The 24,737-nt window shown below is 68.6% G+C and carries 20 protein-coding genes; 8 read left to right on the top strand and 12 right to left on the bottom strand.

Annotated elements, in window-relative coordinates:
* Positions 1-2: 2 nt before the first annotated feature.
* The 3 genes from GVN21_RS04250 to GVN21_RS04240 all read left to right on the top strand — a co-directional run bounded on the left by GVN21_RS04250 (position 3) and on the right by GVN21_RS04240 (position 3,973).
* Positions 3-1,322 (top strand): cytochrome b N-terminal domain-containing protein, encoded by a 1,320-nt coding sequence (locus tag GVN21_RS04250; RefSeq protein WP_166573475.1) that lies wholly within the window; start codon positions 3-5, stop codon positions 1,320-1,322.
* Positions 1,323-1,328: 6 nt separating this feature from the next.
* Entirely contained in the window at positions 1,329-2,174 is an 846-nt protein-coding gene (locus GVN21_RS04245; protein ID WP_166573474.1) for a cytochrome c1, read from the top strand.
* Between the two features lie 143 nt (positions 2,175-2,317).
* The gene (locus GVN21_RS04240; RefSeq protein WP_166573473.1) at positions 2,318-3,973 is read left to right on the top strand and encodes a ShlB/FhaC/HecB family hemolysin secretion/activation protein; all 1,656 of its coding nucleotides are present in this window, start codon (positions 2,318-2,320) and stop codon (positions 3,971-3,973) included.
* On the opposite strand, the gene GVN21_RS04235 is transcribed toward GVN21_RS04240, so the two are convergent.
* From GVN21_RS04235 to GVN21_RS04210, 6 genes are all read right to left on the bottom strand, one after another.
* Entirely contained in the window at positions 3,941-6,223 is a 2,283-nt protein-coding gene (locus tag GVN21_RS04235; protein WP_166573472.1) for a glycosyl transferase family protein, read from the bottom strand. The genes GVN21_RS04240 and GVN21_RS04235 overlap by 33 nt on opposite strands.
* Positions 6,224-6,252: 29 nt before the next feature.
* Complete coding sequence (gene wecB, locus GVN21_RS04230; protein WP_166573471.1) at positions 6,253-7,383, bottom strand: UDP-N-acetylglucosamine 2-epimerase (non-hydrolyzing); 1,131 nt, start codon at positions 7,381-7,383, stop codon at positions 6,253-6,255.
* Positions 7,384-7,775: 392 nt separating this feature from the next.
* Positions 7,776-8,705 (bottom strand): isopenicillin N synthase family oxygenase, encoded by a 930-nt coding sequence (locus tag GVN21_RS04225; protein ID WP_166573470.1) that lies wholly within the window; start codon positions 8,703-8,705, stop codon positions 7,776-7,778.
* A 9-nt stretch (positions 8,706-8,714) separates the two neighbouring features.
* A complete protein-coding gene (locus tag GVN21_RS04220; RefSeq protein WP_166573469.1) occupies positions 8,715-9,569 on the bottom strand; it encodes a ribokinase in 855 nt (284 codons plus the stop codon).
* Positions 9,566-10,492: a nucleoside hydrolase gene (locus tag GVN21_RS04215; protein ID WP_166573468.1), complete on the bottom strand. Its 927-nt coding sequence runs from the start codon at positions 10,490-10,492 to the stop codon at positions 9,566-9,568. The genes GVN21_RS04220 and GVN21_RS04215 overlap by 4 nt, the downstream gene beginning before the upstream one ends.
* Before the next feature lie 41 nt (positions 10,493-10,533).
* Positions 10,534-11,019, bottom strand: coding sequence for a hypothetical protein (locus tag GVN21_RS04210; protein ID WP_166573467.1), 486 nt, complete (start codon positions 11,017-11,019; stop codon positions 10,534-10,536).
* Between the two features lie 171 nt (positions 11,020-11,190).
* Between GVN21_RS04210 and GVN21_RS04205 the strand changes: the two genes are divergently transcribed.
* Together GVN21_RS04205 and GVN21_RS04200 are read left to right on the top strand one after the other, a co-directional pair.
* Entirely contained in the window at positions 11,191-13,617 is a 2,427-nt protein-coding gene (locus GVN21_RS04205; RefSeq protein WP_166573466.1) for a prolyl oligopeptidase family serine peptidase, read from the top strand.
* Positions 13,618-13,768: 151 nt separating this feature from the next.
* Positions 13,769-15,034 carry a dicarboxylate/amino acid:cation symporter gene (locus tag GVN21_RS04200; protein WP_166573465.1) on the top strand — a complete coding sequence of 422 codons (1,266 nt, stop codon included), beginning with the start codon at positions 13,769-13,771 and terminating at the stop codon, positions 15,032-15,034.
* Here the strand turns inward: GVN21_RS04200 and GVN21_RS04195 are convergent.
* From GVN21_RS04195 to GVN21_RS04175, 5 genes are all read right to left on the bottom strand, one after another.
* A complete protein-coding gene (locus tag GVN21_RS04195; RefSeq protein ID WP_166573464.1) occupies positions 15,026-16,843 on the bottom strand; it encodes a DNA/RNA non-specific endonuclease in 1,818 nt (605 codons plus the stop codon). The two genes, GVN21_RS04200 and GVN21_RS04195, sit on opposite strands and share 9 nt — an antisense overlap.
* Before the next feature lie 135 nt (positions 16,844-16,978).
* Positions 16,979-17,773 (bottom strand): glutathione S-transferase family protein, encoded by a 795-nt coding sequence (locus GVN21_RS04190; protein WP_166573463.1) that lies wholly within the window; start codon positions 17,771-17,773, stop codon positions 16,979-16,981.
* A 52-nt stretch (positions 17,774-17,825) separates the two neighbouring features.
* Positions 17,826-19,106 carry an FAD-dependent oxidoreductase gene (locus GVN21_RS04185; protein WP_166573462.1) on the bottom strand — a complete coding sequence of 427 codons (1,281 nt, stop codon included), beginning with the start codon at positions 19,104-19,106 and terminating at the stop codon, positions 17,826-17,828.
* 256 nt (positions 19,107-19,362) lie between these two features.
* Positions 19,363-20,235: an alpha/beta fold hydrolase gene (locus GVN21_RS04180; protein ID WP_205689916.1), complete on the bottom strand. Its 873-nt coding sequence runs from the start codon at positions 20,233-20,235 to the stop codon at positions 19,363-19,365.
* A gap of 25 nt (positions 20,236-20,260) precedes the next feature.
* A complete protein-coding gene (locus GVN21_RS04175; RefSeq protein ID WP_166573460.1) occupies positions 20,261-21,952 on the bottom strand; it encodes an alpha/beta fold hydrolase in 1,692 nt (563 codons plus the stop codon).
* Positions 21,953-22,042: 90 nt separating this feature from the next.
* Between GVN21_RS04175 and GVN21_RS04170 the strand changes: the two genes are divergently transcribed.
* The gene (locus GVN21_RS04170; RefSeq protein ID WP_166573459.1) at positions 22,043-22,624 is read left to right on the top strand and encodes a TetR/AcrR family transcriptional regulator; all 582 of its coding nucleotides are present in this window, start codon (positions 22,043-22,045) and stop codon (positions 22,622-22,624) included.
* Between the two features lie 221 nt (positions 22,625-22,845).
* On the opposite strand, the gene GVN21_RS04165 is transcribed toward GVN21_RS04170, so the two are convergent.
* The gene (locus tag GVN21_RS04165) at positions 22,846-23,340 is read right to left on the bottom strand and encodes a phasin family protein (RefSeq protein WP_166573458.1); all 495 of its coding nucleotides are present in this window, start codon (positions 23,338-23,340) and stop codon (positions 22,846-22,848) included.
* Positions 23,341-23,523: 183 nt separating this feature from the next.
* Here GVN21_RS04165 and GVN21_RS04160 point away from each other — a divergent pair, with 183 nt between their 5' ends.
* Both GVN21_RS04160 and GVN21_RS04155 read left to right on the top strand, forming a co-directional pair.
* Positions 23,524-24,288 (top strand): helix-turn-helix transcriptional regulator, encoded by a 765-nt coding sequence (locus tag GVN21_RS04160; protein WP_166573457.1) that lies wholly within the window; start codon positions 23,524-23,526, stop codon positions 24,286-24,288.
* A gap of 71 nt (positions 24,289-24,359) precedes the next feature.
* Positions 24,360-24,713: a hypothetical protein gene (locus GVN21_RS04155; protein WP_166573456.1), complete on the top strand. Its 354-nt coding sequence runs from the start codon at positions 24,360-24,362 to the stop codon at positions 24,711-24,713.
* Positions 24,714-24,737 lie beyond the last annotated feature (24 nt).

The raw sequence follows: 24,737 nt of genomic DNA, 5'->3' as shown, positions 1-24,737 counted from the left end.
CGATGAGCGGACATTCCACTTACGAGCCGAAATCCGGCATCACCCGCTGGCTCGACCAGCGCCTTCCCGTCACCCGCCTGGTCTGGGACAGCTTCGTCGATTATCCGACGCCGCGGAACCTGAACTACTGGTGGACCTTCGGCGGCATCCTCAGCCTCTGCCTGGCGATCCAGATCGTCACCGGCATCGTGCTGGCCATGCACTACACGCCGAGCGCCAGCGGGGCCTTCGCCTCGGTCGAGCACATCATGCGCGATGTGAATTACGGCTGGCTGATCCGCTACACCCACGCCAACGGGGCCTCGATGTTCTTCATCGCGGTCTACCTGCACATGTTCCGGGGCCTCTACTACGGCAGCTACAAGCCGCCGCGTGAGGTTCTGTGGATTCTCGGCTGCGTCATCTACCTGTTGATGATGGCCACCGCCTTCATGGGTTACGTCCTGCCCTGGGGCCAGATGTCGTTCCACGGCGCGGTCGTGATCACCAACATCATCGGGGCCATCCCGGTGGTCGGCGGGCCGATCCTGGTCTGGCTGCAGGGCGGCTTCGCCGTCGACAACGCCACGCTGAACCGCTTCTTCTCGCTGCACTACCTGCTGCCCTTCATGATCGCGGGCGTCGTTGTCCTGCACGTCTGGGCGCTGCATGTGGTCGGCCAGAACAACCCGACCGGCATCGATCCGAAGTCCAAGGCCGACACCCTGCCCTTCACCCCGTACGCGACGGTGAAGGACGGCTTCGCCATGAGCGTCTTCCTGGTGCTGTTCGCGATCTTCGTGTTCTACATGCCGAACGCGCTTGGCCACGCCGACAACTACATCGAGGCCAACCCGCTGGTGACCCCGGCGCACATCGTGCCCGAGTGGTACTTCCTGCCCTTCTACGCCATCCTGCGCGCCGTTCCGGACAAGGTGATGGGCGTGGTGGCCATGTTCGGCGCCATCGGCGTGCTGTTCGCCCTGCCCTGGCTCGACACCTCCAAGGTGCGTTCCATGCGCTATCGGCCGATGGCCAAGGCCTACTTCATCATCCTGGTCATCGTCTGCGTGATCCTGGGCTTCTGCGGCGCCAAGCTGCCAGACGACCCGGTCATCCCTGGCCTGACCACCTTCAAGATCCTGGAAAGCGACATCAACAGCTGGGTCTGGCTGTCGCGCTTGGCCACCCTCTACTACTTCGCCTACTTCCTGGTGATCATGCCGCTGCTGGGCCTCATCGAGACCCCGAAGCCGACTCCGGAAACCATCGCCTCTCCGGCGCTGTCCCACCCCGCCACGACGCCCGCGGGCGCCACGGCCGACGCCGAAAAGAAGGGCTGAGCCTCCATGCTGCGCAAACTCACCCTGATCGCGGCGGCGCTCACCACGCTGGTCGCGGCCCCGGCCCTGGCCGCGGGCGGCGCCAAGAAGCCGCCGGAGATCGCCTACAGCTTCGAAGGTCCCTTCGGGAAGTTCGACCAGGCCCAGCTGCAACGCGGCTACAAGGTCTATCGCGAGGTCTGCTCGGCCTGCCACTCCATGAAGCTGCTCAGCTTCCGGAACCTCGGCGACAAGGGCGGCCCCTTCTATGACAAGAAGTACAAGAACCCGAACGACAACCCCTATGTGAAGGCGCTGGCCGCCGACATCCAGGTGCCGGACATCGACACCGAGACCGGCGACGAGATCACCCGCGCCGCCGTCCCGGCCGACCGGTTCCCCAAGCCCTACAAGAACGACTACGCTGCGCGTGCCGGCAACGGCGGCGCCCTGCCCCCGGACCTGTCGGTGATCGCCAAGGGCCGCTCTGGCGGGCCGGAATACCTGGCTGCCTTCCTGATGGGCTACGAGGCCCCGCCCAAGGGCCTGACCGTGCCGACCGGCCAGTACTATAACTCCTACTTCCCGGGCGACCTTTCGGCCGGCTGGACCGGTGACAAGCACCATGTCCCGCCCGGCGGCTTCGTGGCCATGCCGCCGCAGCTGGGCCCCGGCAAGGTGACCTTCGACGACGGCACCCCGTCGACGGCGGCCAACCAGGCTCGGGATGTCGCCGCCTTCCTGATGTGGGCCGCCGAGCCCAAGCTGGAAGAGCGCAACGCGACCGGCTTCGCGGTGCTGATCTACCTGCTGCTGTTCTCCGGCCTGCTGTACGCCAGCTACCGCCGGGTGTGGCGCAACGAGAGCCACTAAAGCCCTCGTCCACAGACGATCGAGGCCCGGGAGCGATCCCGGGCCTTTTTCGTTCAGCGGCGGTTCAAGGCGCGACCCTCAGCCTCGCTTGACCACGGCCGGACCGGCGTGATGTGGTTAACGTGGGGATCTCAGGGGGCGGAATGTCCAATCACTGTCTTTCCGGCCTGGCCGCGGCCGCGCCATTGGCCTTCGCCGCCGGCCTGGCCGTGGCCCAGACGCCGCCTCCGCCGCAGGCCGAGGTGTTGCGCTTCGAGGCGCCGCAGCGGTCGATCCCGCTGACCCTGCCAACGGCTGCGGAATGCCGAAACCTGTTGCCAGTTGCTGACACCGCGCCCGCGAAAGTTCCGGTCGAGATCACCGGGGCCGGCCTTTTTACCCAGGAAGAATTGCGCACCGGATGGGTGCATCTGGGCGACCCCGGCGCCGACGCCCAGACGGCCGGCAAGGTCGCGGCCTGGATCGACTGTACCTACGCCTCGCGCGGCTATGTCGGAGCCCGCAGCGAGATCGCCCGCGAAGGCAACATCTGGCGCATCAAGGTGCGCGAAGGCCGTATCGCCGGGCTGGAAGTGCAGGGGGCGGATGCGTCCCAGGAGGCCTTCATCCGCCGGGCCTACGCCGACGTCCGTCCGGGTGAGCTGCTGCAGGCGCGGACCCTGCGGCGGGGCGCGGACGCCGCCTCCCGTTACGGCTTCTGGGGCGTTGCGCCGTCGGTGCGGGCGCAGGGCGAGGAGGTCGTGCTGGTGCTGGCCGTGTCACCCGGCCCGCCGGGGATCTTCCTCAGCGCCCAGAACGCCTCGGCCGAGACGGTGGGGACGTGGAGCGGCGGGGCCAGCCTGATCTTCGGCAACCTCACCCCCCTGCATGAGCGGACCATCATCGGGGTCTTCCACGACCTGACCGGCGAGGGCCAGCGCGGCGCCCAGGTCTCAAGCCAAGTGCTGATGACCCGCTCGGGGCTGGAGCTGAAGGGCGACCTGGCCTGGTTCGAGCAGCAGCCGGACGAACGTGCGCCGACCCCCGACACCTACGGAACCACGCAGTTGGTGCGGTTCGAACTGCGCCATCCTCTGGGCCTGGCCAGCGGCCCGCGATCGGCGGTGCTGGTTGCCGGGCGCCTGGGCTTCGAGGGGATCAATCAGGACACCGACCTGACCACCGGCCCGCCGACGGTGCGTGATCACCTGCGGGTGGTCTATGCGGGGGTCCAGGCCGACTATCGCGGGGACGGCGGCTCGGCCTACGGCTACCTCAGCCTGCGCAAGGGGCTGGAGGGGCTGGGCGCCTCGCAGCAGGGCGATACGCTGCTCAGCCGCGTCCAGGCCAAGCCGGCGGCCTTCGTGGTGCGTTTCGAGGGCCAGGGCAGCTTCGTCACCGGCGGCTTCCTGCTGGAGCCGCGCCTGCGGGCCCAGGCCTCCGACAGCCCGCTGCTGCAGTACGAAGAGTTCACCTACGGCGGCCTGATCGGCGGCCGGGCGCTGGACCCCGGCGCCCTCTATGGCGACAGCGGCGTCTCCGGCTCGCTCGACATCTACGGCCCGGCGGCGAAGCTGGGCAATCGCCTCTCCATCCGTCCGGCCGCCTTCGTCGAGGGCGCCTGGGCCTGGAACGAGGACACCATCGGCCCCCAGGAGATGAGCGGGACCTTCGCCGGCGGCGGGGTGCGGCTCAGCCTCGACGGCCGCTGGAACCTGGATGTGCTATACGCCGCCCCGCTCGGTGACACGGTGGGGGTGCCGGCCCAGTTCGTCGGGCCGAAGGTGTCAGTAGGCGTATCGGGCGGGTTCAGCTTCTGAGGCCCTGGCTGCCAGTTCGGCCAGCCGCGACGCCACCCCGTCCTCGGACAGCTGGACCGCCAGGGCCGCGTCCCTCTGCCCGGGCGTGATCCGGCCGGCCGCCACCAGTTGCTCGCCCAGCCGATCGCCGCCCTCGGCCAGCGCCGCCTGCAGCGTGTCATGGCTGATGGCCCCCGCCCGCACCAGCAGGTCGCCCAGCCGCACGTAGGGCGCGCGGATCGCCCGCCAGGCGGCCGCCTCGTCCGAGGCGCTGATCCGCCCCTGTTCGCGAGCCCTGGCGATCAGCGCCCGACCCTTGGCGAACGGCGCCTCACGCCAGGCGAAGCGGATGGCGAAGGCCACGTCGCTGAGCGGGGCATAGAGGTAGCGCACCGTCTTCACGCCGCGCGCGCCGAGGATCTTCTCCAGCTCCGCCCGGCGAGCGGCGACCAACGGCTCGGCCAGGGCCACGTCCACCGTGCCGTTCTGGCGGCGCAGGGGCACGGCGGCGAACCGGGCCGCCTGTTCGGGGGTCAGCAGCCAGAGGACGCTGTCCTCGATCTGGAAGGGATCGAAGATGGAGGCATAGACCTCGCCCCGCTCGGCGAAGGCCTCGGCCAGGTGCTCGTCCTCGACCATGCCGAGATCCAGCAGCAGCAGGCCGATGGGCCGGTAGGAGACCTTCTGGGCGGCCAGGGCCGTCTCCAGGTCCTCCTCCGACAGATGGTTCCAGAACCTCAGAACATCGCCGACCCTGCCGCCGCGCTGCAGCTCGGTCAGTGAGGGATAGCTGTGCTGGGTCTTGTCCCAGGCGATGGTGCGGCCGGTGATCAGGTGGCTGATGTACTGGCGCAGGGAGCGGAAGAAGGCCCCAAAGCCGATCAGGTTAGAGACCACGATCCGCACCGGCGTCAGCGGCACATGCTTGAGGCCATGGTTGATGCCGGTGAACCAGGCCCGGTGCAGGATACGGTTGACCAGGAACAGGAAGTTCAGACCCACCAGCCACCAGACCCAGGCCTGGTCGATCAGCGGCGGCAGGGTGGCCGCCTGGGGCCAGATGGCCACGATCCCCCAGTAGCCCAGCACCTGCAGCACGATCAGATAGGCCAACGCCCCGACCGGCGAGGTGAACAGCGCCTTGCGGTCGCGGAACAGGTAGTAGCGGTTGGCCAGGTCGCCGAACCAGCCCAGCTGTTTCCAGCCCAGGTAGGAGATGCCCAGCATCCAGCGGGTCTTCTGGCGCACCGAGGTCTGGAAGCGGTCGGGGAAGAACTCCTTGGTCGCCACCAGTTCGCGCCTCATGACGCTGACCTCGCCCTTGCCGAACCAGCGCTTGCGCTGGCGGGGCACCCGGGCGTGGTAGCGGATGAATTCGGAGGGATAGCCCAGCGCGCTCAGCCGATGGGCGACATCGTAGTCCTCGGTCAGGCTGTCGGTGTTGAACGGCTGGCCGTCCTTCTCTCGCACTAGCGCCAGCATGGCCGACCGGGCGAAGGCTGTGGCCACCCCGGCCGACGGCGTCATCCGGGAGATGTCAGAGCGGACCGGCAAGTCCTTGGTATGGAACTCGGCGAACTCGTCCATGTAGTGGCAGGCAACCAGCTTGTGCCACTGCCGGTCCATGCTGAGCACCGGCATCTGGATCATCCCGTTGTCCTCGATGAACCAGTTCACGGTCTTCAGGCCGTAGGGGTGCACCACGTCCTCGGCGTCGTGCATCATGAAGACGTCGAACCGATCCCCCGTCCGCTGCTCGTGCAGCAGGATGTTCTGGACCAGCCAGTTGAGGCAGTCGGCCTTGCTGGTCGGCCCGTCGTGCGGGACCTCGGCGCGGTAGGTGTTGGGAAAACGCTGGCGGACCTTCTCCACCTCGCGGGCGGTGTCCGGATCGTTGGCGTAGACCCCGACAAAGATCTTGTAGCGGGCGTAGTCGAAGGTCTTGTTGGTGTTGGCCACCATGTTGGCGATGACATCGCTCTCCTGCCAGGCCGGCACCATGATGGCGATCATCTTCTCGGGGTGGGCGTCCAGCCGCGCCTGTTTCGGCGGCCGGCCCCAGAAGTCGAACAGGCGGACCCATTGGCGCCACCAGTAGAGGATGTCGATGATCAGGTCGTCGATCGAGCTGATGGTGATCAGCACGGCGGTGACCACGATGGCCACCTTCAGGACGCCCCAGTAGGCGACCAGCGCGCCATGGACGCCGGCGCCGGTGGTCCCCACCGACGACAGCCATCCGGACGCCTCGGCGAGCCAGGCCGCCAGCATGATCCCCCTCCCCCAACCCTCGCAAAAGGTTAACCGGCATTCAGCCGCGAGATCGGGTCGTCGGCAAGCCTTTGCGCGTAGTGGCGGGTGAGAACCTCGACGATCCGCTCGGCGGCGTAGCCGTCGCCGAAGGGGCTGAGGGCGCGGGCCATCGTCTGGCGCTCGGCCTCGTCGGTGAGCAGCAGGCAGGCCAGGCCCGCCACGCCGGCGCGGCTGACGCCCGCGAGCCGGGCGACGCCGGCGGTGACCGCCTCCATCCGCTCGGTGGACTCCCGCAGCACCAGCACCGGCACGCCGAACACCGGCGCCTCCTCCTGCACCCCGCCGCTGTCGGACATGACCATCACGCAGCTTTTCAGGAGGCGCAGGAAGTCGGTGTATTCCAGCGGCCCGATCACCCGCATCCGCGCCTGGCCCTCCAGCAGGGCGAACACCCGCTGGCGCAGGGCCGGGTTGGCGTGGGCGACGAAGACGATCTCGACGTCCGGCACGTGGTCGCGGATGTCCAGCAGGGCGCCCAGCACGTTCTCCAGCGCCTCGCCCCAGTTCTCCCGCCGGTGCAGGGTGACCATGATCCGGCGCAGGCCCTCGGTGGCCGGTTCCGGCGCCAGGCCGGCGGCGGCCAGTCGCACCGAGTCGACCCCGGTGTTGCCGGTGACGAACACCCGGCTGTCGGCGACGCCCTGGCGGGTAAGGTTGCCGGCCGCCACTCCCGTTGGGGCAAAATGCAGCTCAGCCAGCTGGCCGACTACGCAGCGCCAGCCCTCCTCGGGGAAGGGACTGGCCAGGTCGAAGGTTCGCAGGCCCGCCTCGACATGAGCCACCGGCAGGCGGCGGGCGAAGGCGGCCATCGCGCCGGCGGCGGTGCTGGAGGTGTCGCCCTGCACCACCACCAGGTCCGGCTGGACCTTCTCATAGGCGCGGTCGAGCTGGTCCATGACATGGGCGAAGCGGGCGGCCAGGCTGGCGTCGTTGGCCGGGGCCGGCAGGGCCACGTCGGGCGCGATGCCCAGGGTATCCAGCGCCTGGCGGTTCAGAGCCGCCTGCTGTTCGGTTGATATCCACACCGGCGTGAAGCCGCCCTTCGCCGCCAACGCCGCCCTGACCGGCGCCAGCTTCACCACCTCAGGCCGGGTCCCGGCCACAATCGCCACCCTCACGTTCGTCGCCCCTTGCATGGGGGTAGGCCCATCGCCGTCCCCTGGGGCCAGAAGTGGATGAACGGGATTGAACCGGTTCTGAGATCGCCGTTGTCCGGCGTTCATATTACGAGAGGATTGGTAGGGATTGAGGGAGGGTCTGTTTGAAATTGCTCGATAGCGAGTGAGTTCGCCTCTGGGCTCCCTTCTCCCCTCGCGGGAGAAGGTGGCGCCGAAGGCGTCGGATGAGGGGGCGCGCCGGCTCTCGACACAGCCTGTCGTCAGCGCCTCATCGCGGCTTAAAGAGCTATCGACCCCTCATCCGTCGCTTCGCGACACCTTCTCCCGCAAGGGGAGAAGGGACACTCACGGCGGCTGACCGGATCCTGGCCAACTCCAGCATGTGCGATTGCCTACCCGGCCAGCCCGATCGCCTTCAGCCGTTCATGCAAAAACTCGCCGGCGGTGATCGGCGGATATTTGGCGCCGTCGCCCAGGCAGCTGGGCAACACGTCCAGGGGCGTGGCCAGGGTGGGGTGCATGAAGAAGGGCATGGAGTAGCGGCTCACGTTCTCGGCGCCATCCGGATTGACCACGCGGTGGGTGGTGGAGGGGATCAATCCGTTGGTCAGGCGCTGGAGCATGTCGCCGGAATCGACGATCAGGTTCTTCGATGCGGTCTCGACCGGCAGCCAGGTCCCGTCGCGGTCGAGGAGCTGCAGGCCGGCGCCCTTGGCGGCGACCAGGATGGTGATGAAGTTGATGTCCTCGTGCGCGGCCGAGCGGACCGCCCCGTCGGCGTCCCCGGCGACCGGCGGATAGTGCAGGACCCGCAACAGGGAGGTGCCGTACTTCACCTTGGCGTCGAACCAGGTCTCCGGCAGGCCGAGGTTGGGGGCGAGGGCGCGGAGCAGGATCTGGCCGGTCTCGTTCAGGGCGGCGAACAGGCGGGTGAAGACGTCTTCGAACTCGGCGACCTCGGCGGGCCAGACGTTTGCCGGGAAGGGCTCGTCAGCGGGGGCGTCCGGGCTGGGGTCGTGGCCGATCTGCCAGAATTCCTTGAGGTCCGGCTTGGCGTTGTCCTTGGCGTGCTCGACGCCGAAGGGGGTGTAGCCGCGCATGCCGGCGGCGTACTGTCGCTTGGTCGCCTCGGGCAGGGCGAACAGCCGGGCCGAGAGGTCGTAAGCCTGCTCCAGAAGGTCGGGCGAGACGTTGTGGTCGGCCAGGGTGAAGAAGCCGTACTCGCGCAGGCCCCGGTACAGGTCTTCGCAAAAGGCCGCCCGGCTGGCGGCGTCGCCGTGGGTGTAGGCCTTGAGGCTGAGTTCTGGGACGCGTTTGATCATCGTGCGATTTTACGCCTGCCCAAGGACGCCGTCGACCTCCGCCCGCCAGGGCAGGGCCGGCTGGGCGCCGGGCCTGGTGGTGGTCAATGCCCCAGCGGCGCAGGCGAAGGCCAGGGCGGCCTCTGGGGCCTGGCCTTCCAGCAGGGCCACGGTCAGGGCGGCGACGAAGCAGTCCCCTGCCCCCACCGTATCGACCACAGAAACCGGCGGCGGGGCGGCGGAGGCGATCTGGACGCCATCCTTATAGAGGCGCGCCCCGGCGGCCCCCAGGGTGACCGCGACCAGGCCGGGCGCGGCGTAGAGCGCCTCGCCATAGAAGGCGGCCTCGGTCTGGTTGACCACGATCAGGTCGGCCCGCTGCAGCAGGGCGGGCGGAACCTCGGCGGCGGGGGCCAGGTTGACCGCCACGAAGCCGGTGGCGCGCTCGGCGGCGGCGGCGACCGTGGGGATGGGCAGCTCCAGCTGGAGGACGACAGCGCCCTCCAGGGTGTTGGGAAGATCGCCCGGCTGGACCGCGGCGTTGGCGCCGGGGGCGACGATAATCTGGTTCTCGCCATCGGCCGAGACGGCGATCAGGGCAACGCCGCTGGCCAGGCCCTCGCGGGTGGCCACCTCCCAGAGATCGACGCCGTCGCGGCGCAGCAGCCCCAGCGCCTCATCGCCCATGCCGTCCTTGCCGACCGCGCCGATCAGCTGGACGACCGCGCCAAGTCGGCGGGCAGCCAGGGCCTGGTTGGCGCCCTTGCCGCCGGGGTGGCGGGCGAGGGTTGCGCCCGTGACCGTCTCGCCGGGGGCCGGCAGATGGGCGGCGGAGGCCACGAAGTCGAGGTTGATCGAGCCGACGACCGTGAGGGAGACGCTCATCGGGAAAGCGCCTCGGTGATCAGGTCGAACACGCCCTGGCCGTCGGCGCGCGTGACCCACTGGATCGGCGAGGGCTCACTCAGCCGGAATTCCACGGCGGTGTGCCCCAGGGTCAGGGGCGAGGCGGTCTCGACCATCAGGGCGCAGGGGACGGTGTCGAAGAGTTCGGGCTTCAGGAGCCAGGCGATCGGGCAAGGGTCGTGCAGCGGCGCGTCCAGGCCCCGGACGATCTTGTGCTCGATATGGCGGGAGAAGCGCAGCAGGGTGGCGCAGGCTTTCGCCGGCCCCGTGCCGATAGCCTCGATGGCGGCGATCCGCGCCTCGGTGGCGCGCACCTGGTGGGTGGCGTCCAGGCCGTGGACGATCACCTGCGCGCCGGAGCTGAACACCACATGGGCCGCGTGCGGATCGGCGAAGATGTTGTACTCGGCCGAGGCGGTGATGTTGCCGCCCTCGGTGCGGGCCCCGCCCATCACCACCACCCGGCGCAGGCGCGGGATGATGGCCGGCTCAAGGATCATGGCCATGGCCAGGTTGGTGAACGGGCCGGTGACGGCCAGGTCGACCGTGCCGGGGGGCCGGTCCATCAGGGTGCGGACCATAAAATCGACCGCGTGGGGACCCGGCTCGTCGGCGACCTTCGGCAAGGCGAGGTCGCCGAGGCCCGATTCGCCGTGGAAATGGCCGGCCTCGATGGGGACCCGCACCATCGGCCGGGCGCAGCCGGCGAAGACGGGCACGTCGGGCCGGCCGGCGATCTGGCGGATGACGCGCGCATTGCGCGCGGTCAGGGCGGCGCTGACATTGCCGGCCACGGTGGTGATGCCGAGGAGCTCGATCCGCGGGCTGGCGAAGGCGAGCAGTAGGGCCACGCCGTCATCCACGCCCGGATCGCAGTCGATGATCAGGGAGAGATTTGACACCGGCGCATTGTCGGCCAGCGCGGGCTGTCCCCGCAAGCGGGTTAGATGACGCCGGCTTCGCGCAGCTGGTCGATGAACCGGCGGGTGCTGGAATAGGCCCGCGAGGTCAGGCCCATGGTGTCCTGTTCGGCGAACACCCGGTTCGGCACCACCACACCGTCCTCGACCCGGTCGATTCGTCCGGCCTTGATCAGGCGCTGCACGTGGCGGCGCGCCGTCTCGTAGGAGAGGCCGAGGTCGCGGGCGATCACGTAGACGCTGACCGGCTGGCGCAGTTCGTCCGGCGGGATGTCGTCGACGCCCGCGTAGGCGCCCTCGGCCCCGTTCAGATGCCGCGTATTGGCGTCGGTGATGGCCAGCAGGATGAGGCCGTCCAGGATGTCGCCGTTGCCGAAGGTGCGGACCATAGACAAGGAGCTCAACAGCCAACGCGAACTGATACGGGTGACCAGCCGCTTGCGATCCTGCGGCGTGTCTTCGTTCACCACGGCCAGATAGCCGGCCGTCTTTACAGCTCTTTGCGACATGCTCGTCCCCCGACGGTTTGAGACGGGTCCCATGCAGGATACCCGAGGGTAAGATGCACCAGAATGAGGGCAGCTCAAGCTTGGTGTGACCCAAAACGATGAAGGTAGACACCGTGACGCATGCTGAAGACAATCGCGGCAGGACTTGAGTACAGGCCGTTTGGGGACCGCATGATCATCCGACTCGTTCTGAGCGCGCTGCTGGCGCTGAGCCTTGCCGCGCCGGTCTGGGCCCAGGAAGCCTATCGCCTGCCCCCCGCGCCGATCACCCAGATCATCGACGCCGAGCCGACCCCGGGCATCAGCCTGTCGCGCGACCGCAAGGTAATGGCGGTGATCGGCCGCGAGAACCTGCCCTCCATCGCGGCGGTGTCGGAGCCGATCCTGCGGCTGGCGGGGACGCGGCTGAACCCGCGCACCAACGGGCCGACCGAGGCGCGCACCGCCTATCTGCGCTCGCTGGAGTTCGTCACTGTGGGCGGCGGGGCCAGGGTGAAGGCAAAGCTGCCCGAGGGCATGCGCTTTTTCGGCCTCAGCTGGTCGCCGGACGGGCGCCGCGTCGCCCTGGTCGGCGAGGCGGCCGAGGGGCTGGAGCTGTGGGTGGTGGAGGTCGCGACCGGCCGGGCCAACCGGGCTTCGCCGGCCAGGCTGAACGGAACCTTCGGGACCCCCTACAGCTGGCTGCCCGACAGTTCGGGCTTCCTGGTGCGGCTGACCGTCGCCGACCGGGGCCCGCCGCCCGCCGCCCCGGCCGCGCCCTCCGGCCCGCTGGTCCAGGAAAGCCGCGGCCGCGCCGCCCCGGTGCGCACCGCCCAAGACCTGTTGGCCAGCCCGCATGACGAGGCCCTGTTCGACCACTATTTCACCAGCCGCCTGGCCCGGGTCGGCCTGGGCGGCGGGGCCATCACCTATATCGGCGAGCCAGGGATTATCAGCGGCGCCTCGGTCTCCCCCGACGGCCGCTACATCCTGACCACCCGGCTGAAGCGGCCCTACAGCTACATCGTCCCGGCCGGGCGGTTTCCCACCGAGATCGCGGTGATCGACTGGTCCGGCCGGAAGGTGAAGGCGGTGGTCGACCGGCCGCTGGCCGACAACCTGCCGCCGCCGTTCGACGCGGTGGTGACCGGCCCGCGGGCGGTCAGCTGGCGTGACGATGCCCCGGCTACCCTGGTCTGGGCCGAGGCCCAGGACGGGGGCGATCCGCGCACCAAGGTGGAGATCCATGACCGGGTGCTGATGCAGGCCGCCCCGTTCACCGCCCAGCCGACGGTGCTGGCCGACCTGAAGGAGCGGTATTCGGGCGTCGAGTGGGGGCGCGCGGATTTCGCCCTGGTCCGTTCGGCCTGGTTCGACACCCGGCACGAGACCTGGCTGGCGGTGAACCCGGCCAGGCCGGGGGCGACGCGGGTGCTGGTCAGCCGCAACTATCAGGGTCGCTATGACGATCCGGGCACGGTGTTGAGCCGCACCCTGCCCAACGGTCGCTCGGTGATCCGGTTCAGCGCCGATGGCCGCTCGATGCTGCTGGCCGGCCAGGGCGACACCGCCGAGGGCAGCTTCCCATTCCTGGCCGAGATGTCGATCACCGACGGCAAGTCCAGGCGGCTGTGGACCTCCGGCAAGGACGACTATGAAGCGGTGGTCGACGTGGCCGACGACCGGGCCCAGAGCCTGATCACCCGGCGCGAGAACCGGCAGACGCCGCCCAACTATGTCCTGCGCAGCCTGAAGGGGGGCAAGCCGGTCCTGCTGACCGACTTCCCCGATCCCGCGCCGCAGTTCGCGGGCGTGACCAAGCAGGAGGTGAAATACAAACGGGCCGACGGGGTGCAGCTGTCGGGCACCCTCTATCTGCCGGCCGGGTACGATGCCAAACGGGACGGGCCGTTGCCGATGCTGATGTGGGCCTATCCGGCCGAGTTCACCGACGCCGCCGTGGCCGGCCAGACGGTGGACCGCTCCAACCGCTTCGTCCGGCCGGGCGGGACCAGCCACCTGTTCCTTCTGACCCAGGGCTACGCCATCTTCGACAATCCCTCGATGCCGATCGTCGGCGTGAAGGGGGCGGAGCCGAACGACACCTACGTCGAGCAGCTTACCGCCAATGCCGAGGCGGCGGTGAAGGCGGTGGTGGACTTAGGCGTGGCCGATCGCGACCGGATCGCCATCGGGGGCCACAGCTACGGCGCCTTCATGACCGCCAACCTGCTGGCCCATACCGACCTGTTCCGGGCCGGTATCGCCCGGTCGGGCGCCTATAACCGCACCCTGACGCCGTTCGGCTTCCAGTCGGAGCAGCGGACCTATTGGGAGGCGACCGACACCTATACGAAGATGAGCCCCTTCACCTATGCGCCGCAGATCAAGGAGCCGATCCTGCTGATCCACGGCGGGGCGGACGACAATTCGGGCACCTTCCCGGTGCAGACCGAGCGGTTCTTCGCGGCGCTGAAGGGGGCGGGGGCGACGGCGCGCTATGTGGTGCTGCCCAACGAGGCGCACGGCTATCGCGCGCGGGAATCGACCCTGCACACGCTGTGGGAGATGACCGACTGGATGGACCGGTATGTGAAGGCGGCGGGGCCTCGGAAGTAGGGGGTTACCGCCACCGTCCGTCCCCTCCCCCGTCATCCTCGGCACAAGGCCGAGAATGACGGGTTTTGGGTATGGCTTGAGGGCTTGAGAACGCCCTTTACGCGCCAAGCCGAACAGGCAAGGTTCACCCCCTCCGCCGGTAGGAATTCCAATGCTTCGCTCCCTCGCTGTCCGCGTGCTGATCGCCCTGGTGCTGGGGCTGCTGGTCGGGGCGGGATTGCAGCTGTGGGCGCCGCCGGCGGTTCAGGATGGGGCGGCGATCGTCGAGGCGCTGGGGTCGCTGTGGCTCAACGCCCTGCGGATGACCATCGTGCCGCTGGTCTTCACCCTGCTCGTGCTGGGCATCGCCTCAGTGGCCGACGCAGCGGCGACCGGCAAGCTGGCGGCGAGGGCCATCTTCCTGTTCGCCATCTTCCTGACGGTGTTTTCCATCTACGCTGTCCTGGCCACCCAGGGCTGGCTGGCCATCTGGCCCATCGACGAGGTCGCCGGCGCGGCGTTGCGGGCCAGCGCCCAGGCGCCGGACGCGGCGGCCGCCCAGGCCTCGACCTTCGCCGATTTCCTCAAGGGCCTCGCCCCGGCGAACGCCCTGAAGGCGGCGGTGGAGGACGCCATCCTGCCGCTGGTGGTGTTCGGGGTGTTCTTCGGCTTCGCCGCCAGCCGCCTGCCCGAAGAGTTGAAACAGCCGTTGCTGACGGTGTTCCGGGCCATCGCCGAGACCATGCTGACCATCGTCCGCTGGGTGCTGTGGGTGGCGCCCGTCGGGGTGTTCGCCCTGTCGCTCAGCGTGGGCCTGCGGACGGGCATCGCCAGCGCCGCCACCCTGTTGCAGTACATCGTTATGGTCTCAACGATCATCGCCGGGATCACGGTGATCATGATGCTCGTTGTCGCCCTCACCCGCTCGGCGCGGTTTGGCGAGTTTCTGCGGGCCTCAGGGCCGGTGCTGGCGGTGGCCTTCTCCACCCAGTCGTCGCTCGCCAGCCTGCCGGCGATGCTGGAGCGGACGCGGGACAACCTGGGCGTTCCGGACCGGATCACCGGCCTGGTGCTTCCGCTTGCCGTGGCGGTGTTCCGCGCTACCAGCCCGGTCGGCAACCTGGCGGCCGCCCTGTTCGTGGCCAGCCTCTATGGGGTCGAGCCGGGCCTGCCGCAGATTGCCGGCGCCGTGTTGGTGGCCTTCGCCGTCTCTGTCGGCTCGGTCGGCCTGCCCGGCCAGATCAGCTTCTTCGCCAGCGTGGCGCCGATCTGTATCGCGCTGGGCGCACCGATCGACCTGCTGCCCATCCTGCTGGCGGTCGAGGTCGTGCCCGACATCTTCCGCACCCTGGGCAACGTCACCGCCGACATGGGGGTGACCACCATGCTGGCGAAGGGAGAGCGGCAGCCGCCGGCCGAGGCCGAGGAGTCAGCCTGACGTCTGATCCGGTATCGGTTCGTGGGGCACTTTTTCCCGGAGTTCGGTTTCCACGAAGTAGTCGAGATCGATCTGGCGCACGTCCTCCTGCCGCGAGAACACCATGCTGGCGATGCCTTGGAGCAGCTCTTCCAGGCTGGTCTGCCGCGCCAGCCGCTCGGCGACCTCGTGGCCCAAGGCCTCCATCACATCGATGGTGATCGGCAGGACGTGCTCGCCGCCGACATCCTTGTAGCCGGTCATCAGTTCGCGATCGAACAGCGCCTCGTCCCAGTGTGACAGGGCCGTGCCCGGACCGCCGTCGCGCTCGACCTCCATCAGCCCCAGAGCGGCAATGCGACCGATGGCGCCCTCCAGGAACCTGCCGGTTCCGGGGTTGAACAGCTGGTCCCAGCTGTCCCAGCCAAAGCCCAGGGTGTGGCCGATCTCGTGAATGATGGTGCCGGCGATCTCGTCGGCCGAGTATCTGAGCAGGAAGGCGGTATTGAACTCGACCTTGCCGTAGCGCACGCCGTCCTTCTCATAGGGCTTGTAGGCGCGAGCGATGGTGTTGCCGATGCTGGTGAACAGGCCCAGGCGGATGACGATCGAATAGCGCGGCAGGACGAAGCGGTTCCAGAAGTTGCAGGCGGCGCGGGCGCCGTTCTTCAGCCTGTCGCCGATGTCCTCTTCGATCTTGTAGGTGATGATGTTCGAGCTCGCCTGGTCGGCCGGCGCGGCGGGGGCAGGCTGGTCCTGGCCGGCGACCTCCTTGGCGCGCATCAGCCAGGTCAGGGTGTGCTGCAGGGCCGCCGCGCGGGCCTTCTCCTCGGGACGGGTCTGGCGCGCTTCATCGCGAATCTGCTGGCTGCTGCGGTCGGCTTCCGCCTTCAGGTCGGCGATCAGGCCGTCGATGGTGCTGGCCGTCGGCTGGGCGGCCGGCGTTTCCGGGACCAGCTGCAGGCTCCACGCCGCCCGACGGGTTTCGATCGCTTGTCGAAGCCGGCTCTCGGAGGCCTGATGAATCACACCCTCCGCCTCATCCTGCTTCTGGCCAAGGGTGTAGGTCCGGGCCCAGCCGTGGAAGAAATTGAGGCCGGTCCGCGCCTCGATCTCCTCCAAGGTGGAGGGATAGGCGTCAGGGTCGGTGTCGCGCGGCGCGGTCTGCGGGATGATGAAGCAGTCGATATGGACGCTGCCCGGCGTATCGTAGGGGTAGTTCTTCGGCTCAACCACGATGGCGAAATAGGCCTCGGGCACCGGCACGCGCTTGCCGCCATCGCGGGAGATGTACTCGGGGTCTTCGCCGAAGACCGGGCCGACGGTGACCCAGACAAAGCCCTTGTTCTGACCCTGCAGAGGCTGGGTCTGGACCTCGCGGATGGCGTCTTCGAGTTTCAGCCAGACGCCGCTGTTGAGCGAGCCATACTGCGGGCTCATGTTCGACATCAGGAAGGTCTCGGCCTGCGCCAAACGTCCGAACTGGCGGTTGATGACCTCGTTAGGCGTCATGTGGCCGACGTTGAGGGGGATGCCGCCGATCTTGCCGAAGGTGCGGTTGCTGAGCCGCAGGGCGGGGTCGAGGCGGGCGTCGGCATAGTAGTGGAGCGGCCGGTTGAAATCGACCGCGTCGGTGGCATGGGCCACCGAATAGGCCGACCAGGCCGGCTGAAGAGTGGTGGGCGAAAAGCCGACGACGTAGCCCTGGTTGACCAGGATCTGCACGGGCCGGTCGGCCTTGAGGTTCTGGGGCGGCCCGCGCCACAGGTGGATGTCGAGGTGGTGGGCCATCGCCGCGCTGAGCGGATGGATGGTGGTGAAGTCGGTCATGGAGCCCCCTTGGAACCAGCGTCGATCGTGACTTTGACCGGTCGCAGGCGTCGGTGATGTGACAAGCATCACGCGCGCGCTCGCACACAGCGAACGGCGTTATAGCACAATTCTCGCGCGTCGGAGGTGTGGGGGTCAGGCTCTTGGCGCGGCGTTGAAGCGGATGTTGTTCCGCTCCAGCCCGGCCTGGACGACGGACAGGCCGCCGGCGCGGATCATCCATTCCAGGCGGTGGTCGCGGTACTGGCGCTTGAACAGGCCCGCCTCGACCACCTGGGCGACGCCGGCCATGGCGGCGGCCATCTCTCGGGCCTGGTTGAGGGATGTGGCCACCGACGGGCGGGCGGCGACGCGGGCGAACCAGGCCGACAGCTTGCCGGTGGGCGGGAAGCCGAAGCCGATGGCGCCGGCCACGAAGGGCGCCACGCAGAGGTCGCCCCAGCCGAAGGCCTCGCCGTTGAACCAGTCGCGGTCGCCGAGCTGGGCCTCCAGCCAGGCGTGGAGTTGGGCCAGCTCCTCGCCGGCCTTGGCCTGCATCGCGGTGGCCTGGTCGCCGGTGGCGCGCTTGAAGTTGGCGATTTCCGACAGGCCCCAGGTGATGGCCTCGTAGTGGGTGTCGACCAGATCCTCGATCATCCGGACGCGGGCGCGGTCGGCGGCGCTGGCGGGCAGCAGGGGCGGGCTGGGGAAGCGGTCCTCGATGAACTCCAGGATGATGGTGGAGTCGAAGATGGCCTGACCCTCGACATAGAGCACCGGCACCTCGCCGCGCGGGTTGGCGCGGGCGAATTCGTCGGTGACCTGGCCCGAGCCGATGGCGCCGGGGATCTTGGCCTCGAAGGGCACGCCCTTTTCGGCCAGAGCGATCTTCACCTTCTGGGCATAGGGCGAGAGGGGGTGTTCGAGCAGTTCGACGGTGGGGTGGGTCATGACGGCGTTTCCCTGATTTTGCATCAGGCTGGGCCGGGTTCCCCCACGTGCGTCAATGCAGCTTGAGGCGGCCGGAGACCCGTTCCTGGAGCAGGCGCGCCAGCGCCAGGACGATGGTCTTGCCGGTTCCCAGGATGGCGCGGTGATGGGCCAGGTGGAGGGACATGTAGATCCACTTGGCGATCAGTCCCTCGATGAAGAAGTTGGGACCGCCAAGACCGCCCATCAGGGAGCCGACGCCGCGGCTTTCGCCGAGCGACACCAGCGAGCCGAAGTCGCGGTACTGGAAGGCCGGCTCGTGGCGGCGCTCAGCCAGGCGGGCGGTGAGCACGGATGCCAGGTAGTCTGCCTGCTGGTGGGCGGCCTGGGCGCGGGCGGGGATGGTGCGGCCCTCGGTCCAGGGGGCGGCGGCGCAGTCGCCCATGGCCCAGACGCCGGGGGCGGAGGTTTCCAGGCGGTCGTTGACCACGAACTGGTTGAGGCGGTTGGTTTCCAGGCCGAAGGCTGGGTTGGTGTCGGCGGCCTTGACCCCGGCGGCCCAGACGATGAGGGCGGCGGGGATGTCGCCCTTGCTGGTGACCAGGCGGCCCTCCTCCACGGCCTGGACGCGGGCGCCGGTGAGCACGGTCACCCCTTTGCGTTCGAGGGCGGTCTGGGCCTGGGCGGAGATCTTCTCCGGCAGGGCGCCGAGGATGCGTTCAGCGGCCTCCAGAATGGTGATGTCGAGGCGGAACCGCTGGTCCTTGGCCAGGCCGTCGAGGAATTCGGCGTGGGCTTCGATCAGCTCGGCTGACAGTTCCACGCCGGTGGCGCCGCCGCCGACGATCGCGATGGCCAGCGCCCGCTCGGGGGCGAAGCTGGCGCGGGTGAAGGCGGTCAGCAGGCGGTGGTGGAAGCGCTCGGCGTCGGCGGTGTTTTCCAGCAGGTGTGCGGTTTCGGCGCCGGGGGTGCCGAACAGGTTGGCGCCGCCGCCGATGGCCAGGACCAGGTGGGTGAAGGCGATGGTGCGCTCGGGCGCGAGTTCGCGGCCCTGCTCGTCGGCCATGGGGGCGAGGGTCAGGGTGCGGGCGGCGGGGTCGAGGGCGGCCAGTTCGCCGAGAGTGAAGCTGAAGTGGTTGCGGCGGGCGAGGATGGGGTAGCTGAGGCCCTCCTGGTGGGTATCGAGGGTGCCCGCGGCGACCTCGTGCAGGGTCGGCTTCCAGATGTGGAAGACCGTGCGGTCGATGAGCAGGATGCGTTCGGCGCCCTTGCGGCGGCCGAGCTTGCGGCCCAGTTGCGCGGCCAGTTCCAGTCCGCCGGCGCCGCCGCCCACAATGACGATGTCGTAGTGCATGCGGCTATCCCCTTCCGCTGACAGGGGGGTGGTACGCCTTTGCGTGTGGTTGAGGAAGCGGGGTTTGGCGGCTTTCGCTCTCCGCCCCCGGGAGGGGGCGGAGGACGGTTCGGAGCGTGAGCGACGGACCAGGAGGCGGGCAACGCCGGCGGTTGGGGTTAGCCTTGAACCGGCGGTGGGACCCCCTCGGTTTGGCTCGCTTGCAGCGCTCGCCAAAGCCACTCCCCCATCTGCGATGGGGGAGAGCGGAACGACGTCAGGCCGCCTTCTGACGGACCTTCTTCAGCCGACCCTCATCGAGGAACTCCCGGATCAGGGGGGCGCTTTGGCTGGCCTGGGCGACCAGGAACAGGTGGCCACCGTTCTTGATCACTTCCAGGCGCGAGTTGGGGATCAGCTTGGCCAGGAAGTGGCCGTTGGCGAGGGGGACGATGCGGTCGGCGTCGCCCATCATGATCAGGGTCGGGGCTTTGACGAAGGGCAGGAAGGGGACGCTGGTCCAGCCGCTCATGGCCATCAGCTGGTAGAGGTAGCCGGTGCGGGTGGGCGGCTCGATGCGGCCGATGTGGCCGTCGGAGCCGGTGGTCTCGCCGCCGTAGAGGGTCTCGAAGTTCTTGCGCATGAACTCGGGGTCCACATAGCGCTTGGGGTCGGCCATCTTGCTCAGGGCCTTCAGGTCGCCGGGGACCATGATGACGCCGGCCGAGGTGGCGGCCAGGACCAGGCGGCCGGTGCGCTTGGGATGCTGGAAGGCGAACTGCTGGGCCAGGCCCCCGCCCCAGGAAACGCCCATGACGTCGACCTTGTCATAGCCGAGCTGGTCGAGCAGCCGGGCCGCGGTCCAGGCCATGGACCAGGGGCGGTAGGGGGTGACGGGCTTGGGCGAGCCGCCGACGCCCGGCATGTCGAAGGTGATCAGGTCGCGGTCGGGAAACCAGTCGGCCAGGGGGCTCATCAGCTCGATGTTGGCCCCGATGCCGTTGAAGAACAGCAGCGGCCGGGCCGGCGCCTGGCCGACAGGCGGCCGCGCCTTCCACACGGCGACCCGCAGCATGCGTCCGCCCGCCCGCAGGATGGAGAACTCGGGCTTGGTGTCGCCCTGGCTGGCGGGCTTGGCGGTTCGGGTCACTGGGGTATCCTTTTTGTGCAGTGCACTATTCAAACGCATAGAGGCCCGGAGCGGCCTCCATGGCTTTGTGTTTTTTCGAGCCGAGGCTCTTGGGAGCAGGTTTCATGCCGCCCGCCCGCTCGCCCATCCATTCGGCCCAGAAGGGCCACCAGGACCCGGCCTTTTCCTCCGCCTGGCCGTTCATCCAGGCGTCGATGGACGGACCTGGGCGCTCGGCGCTGTGGAAATATTTGGCCTTGGGGTTGCCGGGTGGGTTGAGCAGGGCCTGGATGTGGCCGGCCTGGCTGAGAACGAAGTCCACCTTCGGCGAGCCGATCAGCTGGGTCAGGCGGTAGCAGGCCTTCCAGGGGGTGATGTGGTCGGTGACGCCCGCCACGACAAAGACGTCGTTCTTGACCGCCGAGAGATCGACCCTATGCCCGGCCATGTCGACCTGGCCGTGGTTGCGGAACGGCTGGTCCTCATAGACGCCCAGGTAGTCGGAATGCAGGGCGGCGGTCAGGTTGGTGCTGTCGTTATTCCAGAACAGAACGTCGAACGGCGGCGGGTCGTCCCCGTGCAGGTAGTTGTTGATCACATAGTTCCAGACCAGGTCGTTCGGCCGCAGCCAGGCGAAGGTGCGCGAGAGGTTCGAACCCTCCAGAATGCCCTTCTTGGCCGAGCGCTGGCGGGCCATCTCGATGCCGTGCTTGGAGACCAGCGCCCCGGCCTCGCTGTCGGAGGCGTCGGGGTCGAGGACGCAGACCATCAGGGAGACGGCGCCGATGCGATCGTCTCCCTGGGCCTGCAGCTTCGACAGCAGGGTAGCGGTGGTGATGCCGCCCGAGCAGGCGCCGGTGAGGTTGACCTTCTTGCTTCCGGTGACCTTGGCGATGATGTCGGTGGCCTCGATCAGGCTGTCGACATAGTCGCCCAGGCCCCATTCGGCGTGGTCCTTGGTCGGGTTGCGCCAGCTGACCAGGAAGACCTGGAAGCCGCTGGCGACCAGGAAGCGGACCATGGATTTGTCCGGCGACAGATCGTTGACGTAGGCCTTGTTGATCTGCGGCGGAATGATCAGCAGCGGGATCTCCCGCACCTCCGGCGTGGTCGGCTGGTACTGGATCAGCTCCATCATCTCGGTGCGGTGGATCACCGCGCCGGGGCTGGTGGCCAGGTTCTCGCCGACCTTGAAGGGGCGCTTGTCGACCTGGCTGACAATGCCGTCGTTCTTGGTCAGGTCGTCGTAAGCGTTCTTCAGGCCCTTGAGCAGGGAGCCGCCGCCGGTGTCATAGGCCCGCTTGATGGCCGAGGGGTTGCCGATCAGGGTGTTGGACGGCGACAGGCTGTCGAGGATCATGCCGGTGACGAAGTTGGCGCGGGCGCGCTCCAGCTCGTCGAACTCGACATCGTCGATCCAGCCGGCGACGCCCTTCTGGACCGCCAGATAGTACTGCATCCCGGCCTTGTAGAGCGGGTTGTAGCGCCAGGCCGGGTCGGCGAACCGCTTGTCCTTGGGCTCGGCCGCCAGCTCCGACTTGCCGGTCAGGATCTTGACCACCTCGCCGTTGAAGGCGGCCACGTGCTTCAGCGTTTTGACCGGTCGGCCGGCCGTCTCGCGCAGCAAGGCGCCGACGGCGCCGATCAGGTCTTCTCGGGCCACGCCCACGATGGGGTTGAGGCCGCCGGCGCTGTCGGTCGCGCCGCCGGTGTCCAGGCGGATGCCGGGTTTGGTCATGCTTGTTCCTCCCCGCGCGCCAGATCGTTCTCGCCCGGCTGCGCTCTCGGGGACTATGCTGGACCGCTGTTCAATGGGGCGCAAGGACTGGTGAAGACGCGAGATCGCATTCTCGAAGCCTCCCGGGAGCTGTTCAACGCCGAGGGCGTCGGACCGCTGTCGGCGGTCGATATCGCCTCCTCGCTGGGGATGAGCGCCGGGCATCTCTACTACCACTTCAAGGGCAAACCCCAGATCCTGGCCGAGCTGATGGCGGCCCACGCGGTCGAGATGGAGATGGTGTTGGAGGCGGCGCGGGAGGCCTGCGGCAAGCAGCCCCAAATCGAGACCCTGTGGACCCACATCCATATCCTGGTCGAGGAGGCCTTCGACGCCCGCTTCTTCTGGCGTGAACCGGCCCTGGCCATGGGCAACGAGGCCGTGGCGGCCAGCGCGCGGCGGATCATGGCGGGACTGGTCGGGGGTCTGGGGGATTGCCTGAAGGCTCTCAACAAGGCCGGGGCGATCAAGGCCTCGGCGGAGGTGCGCGACGGCTTGGCCGGGCAGATGGCGACGGGGGTGGCGTTCCACGCCGTGACCCTGTCGCTCAGGGGGGACGCTGGGCCGCCGCGAGAGCTCGTGGCTCGGGCGGCGGCCCAGGTCATGCTTCCGACGGCTTCGTTGGCAACCTGATCCCCGGGGGGAGGGTGGGATTGGGCCATCGTTGGCGCGCGGTTGTCCTGGAGCCCCCCTCCCTGAGGGAGGGGTAGGGGGAGGGCTTAGGGTCGTTGGGAGGTTGGCCGGCGCCGTAAACCCTCTCCCTCCCACCGCTGCGTGGCGGGCCCCTCCCTCTCCCTCGCGGGAGAGGGGCTAGAACCCAGCCGTTCGCCAATGTGCAGGGTCGGAAGAGGTCCTCAGGCGGCGTCCTGAGCCGCCTTCGCCGGAGCCTTCTTGGCCGCCTTCTCGGCCTTCAGCGAGGCCACTTCCTCGGTGAGGGCTTCGACCTGGGTGGTCAGGGCCTGCACCGCCTCGCCGAGGGCGGCGAGGTTGTAGGGGGCCAGGGTCTCGGTCAGGGTCTTGCGGACCTTGCCGATACGCTCTTCGAGGGCGGCGCGGCGGGCCTTGGACTGCTTGGTCAGGTCGCCGACCAGGGTGGAGACCTTCTTGCCGGCCGGGGCGGCGGCGATACGGTCGCGGACGGTGTCCTCGATCTCTTCGCCCTTGGCGACCAGCTGGTCGAAGGCCTCGCCGGCGCCCTGCGCCAGCTTTTCGGCGGACTCGCGCGCTTCCGTGAAGGCGCGGCCATAGGCGCCCACGCCGGCCAGCCAGATCTTGCGGGCGATGTCGGTGTCGGCGCCGGTTTCCGGGGCGGTCTTGTCGGCGGTCTTGGTCTTCTTGGCGGCGGCCATGAGGGGCTCCTGTGTCTGGGTCGGCGCCAGGGGAGCGGCGCCGGTGATACTCAAATAGGGGGCGTCTCTAGAAAGGTCATTCTAGTCGCACCTCGTTCGGGTTATGGTTGCTACCGGGAGGCGGTGAGAGGGCCAGGCGGAACCGCTGGTCTATCTGCCGCCTGGTGGGTGACGGGTTCAGAGATGGCCGGGAAAGACGTGAAGAGGGAGCAGGGACTGGCGACGCTTACCGAGCGTGAGCGCCAAATCCTCCGTCTGGTCGGCGAGCATCTCAACAGCAAGGAAATCGGTCGCGAGCTGGGCATCGCCGACCACACCGTGGTCAACCACCTGCGCAAGGCGCGCGAGAAGGTGGGGGTGACCAGCCGCTATGAGGCCGCCCGCCTGCTGCGGCAGGCCGAGGGTGGCATGACACGCAACGTGTCAGGCATGACGCCGGTCATGGCGCCGCCGGCCGCCGATCGCCCATCGTCTGCTCCACAAGTCGGAGCAAGCGATGACACCCGCAAACGATCACAACGCCGCCTTCAGCCCGGGCCTCAGCCAGACCCTGTGGATGAAGAGCGAGGTGGACCGGTTCGAAGCCTCGTTCCGGAGCAGCCCGCAAACGAGAACGCCGCTGCCGGTGTGGACCTGGGAGCAGCTGGAGCGACAGCTCGTCAGCCTGGCCTCGAGCCCGGCCATGGCTTCCGCGACGCCGGAGCTGGTTTCGGCGGTTCGCAAGCAGTCCCGGTGGCTCCCGCCGGAGATGGTCTTGCGGGAGATCTTGTGCGCGGCCTTCGCGGTTATGGACGGCGACTTTTCGCCGCCGAGCCTGGAGGACGGCTCAACCGCCTAGCGCCGGTCCAGAGGCTCGGGGTGATCGGCGCCATCATGCTGTTCACCGCCCTGGCCTTCGGGACCACGCTGTCGGGGCTTCTGGCCCTGCAACAACTGATCCGCCCCTGACCTGCGGAGGTCCGGGCGGGAACCCGGACTTCAACAGGAACGCCCCGGTGGGGGGCTTAGGAGGCGATCTAATGCTGCATCAACGACGCGCCGCGATGGAAGCGGTGTCCAAGCAACTGTTCGAGGCTGAAGCGGCGCTCGACGTGGCCCTGGCCGCAGTGGCGGGGCTTGCGGTGACCATGCCGGCCGAGCGGCAGAAGGCCAACCTTTCTGTGCTCTACGCTCAGGAAGCCTTCGAGGGCGCCAGCGAGACCCTGGGTCACCTGACCCAGGCGCGCCGCACCATCATTGCAACTCACAAGGCGCTGTCGGTGGCGCAGGAACAGCTGGGCCTGAAGCGGTTCGCGACCGGCACGCAGAACGACAAGCCGGAGACCGATCCGAAGCCGACCGGAATCCATCTGCATGAGGTGAAAGCCGCCTGACAACACGTCTGGATGGCGCCAGAT

The sequence above is a fragment of the Caulobacter sp. SLTY genome (genome assembly GCF_009905535.1).
GTDB lineage: Bacteria > Pseudomonadota > Alphaproteobacteria > Caulobacterales > Caulobacteraceae > Caulobacter.
Note: the sequence above shows the minus strand (reverse complement) of the source record. Positions and strands in the feature narration are given on the sequence as shown.

What these genes read in the sequence shown, in the direction of transcription:
- GVN21_RS04245 (WP_166573474.1), top strand. Translation starts at nt 1,329, where the DNA reads ATGCTGCGCAAACTCACCCTGATCGCGGCGGCGCTCACCACGCTGGTC.
- GVN21_RS04165 (WP_166573458.1), bottom strand. Translation starts at nt 23,340, where the DNA reads ATGGCCGCCGCCAAGAAGACCAAGACCGCCGACAAGACCGCCCCGGAA.
- GVN21_RS04250 (WP_166573475.1), top strand. Translation starts at nt 3, where the DNA reads ATGAGCGGACATTCCACTTACGAGCCGAAATCCGGCATCACCCGCTGG.
- GVN21_RS04235 (WP_166573472.1), bottom strand. Translation starts at nt 6,223, where the DNA reads ATGCTGGCGGCCTGGCTCGCCGAGGCGTCCGGATGGCTGTCGTCGGTG.
- GVN21_RS04200 (WP_166573465.1), top strand. Translation starts at nt 13,769, where the DNA reads ATGCTTCGCTCCCTCGCTGTCCGCGTGCTGATCGCCCTGGTGCTGGGG.
- GVN21_RS04220 (WP_166573469.1), bottom strand. Translation starts at nt 9,569, where the DNA reads ATGAGCGTCTCCCTCACGGTCGTCGGCTCGATCAACCTCGACTTCGTG.
- GVN21_RS04160 (WP_166573457.1), top strand. Translation starts at nt 23,524, where the DNA reads ATGGCCGGGAAAGACGTGAAGAGGGAGCAGGGACTGGCGACGCTTACC.
- GVN21_RS04190 (WP_166573463.1), bottom strand. Translation starts at nt 17,773, where the DNA reads ATGACCCACCCCACCGTCGAACTGCTCGAACACCCCCTCTCGCCCTAT.
- GVN21_RS04175 (WP_166573460.1), bottom strand. Translation starts at nt 21,952, where the DNA reads ATGACCAAACCCGGCATCCGCCTGGACACCGGCGGCGCGACCGACAGC.
- GVN21_RS04240 (WP_166573473.1), top strand. Translation starts at nt 2,318, where the DNA reads ATGTCCAATCACTGTCTTTCCGGCCTGGCCGCGGCCGCGCCATTGGCC.
- GVN21_RS04210 (WP_166573467.1), bottom strand. Translation starts at nt 11,019, where the DNA reads ATGTCGCAAAGAGCTGTAAAGACGGCCGGCTATCTGGCCGTGGTGAAC.
- GVN21_RS04225 (WP_166573470.1), bottom strand. Translation starts at nt 8,705, where the DNA reads ATGATCAAACGCGTCCCAGAACTCAGCCTCAAGGCCTACACCCACGGC.
- GVN21_RS04205 (WP_166573466.1), top strand. Translation starts at nt 11,191, where the DNA reads ATGATCATCCGACTCGTTCTGAGCGCGCTGCTGGCGCTGAGCCTTGCC.
- GVN21_RS04185 (WP_166573462.1), bottom strand. Translation starts at nt 19,106, where the DNA reads ATGCACTACGACATCGTCATTGTGGGCGGCGGCGCCGGCGGACTGGAA.
- GVN21_RS04155 (WP_166573456.1), top strand. Translation starts at nt 24,360, where the DNA reads ATGCTGCATCAACGACGCGCCGCGATGGAAGCGGTGTCCAAGCAACTG.
- GVN21_RS04195 (WP_166573464.1), bottom strand. Translation starts at nt 16,843, where the DNA reads ATGACCGACTTCACCACCATCCATCCGCTCAGCGCGGCGATGGCCCAC.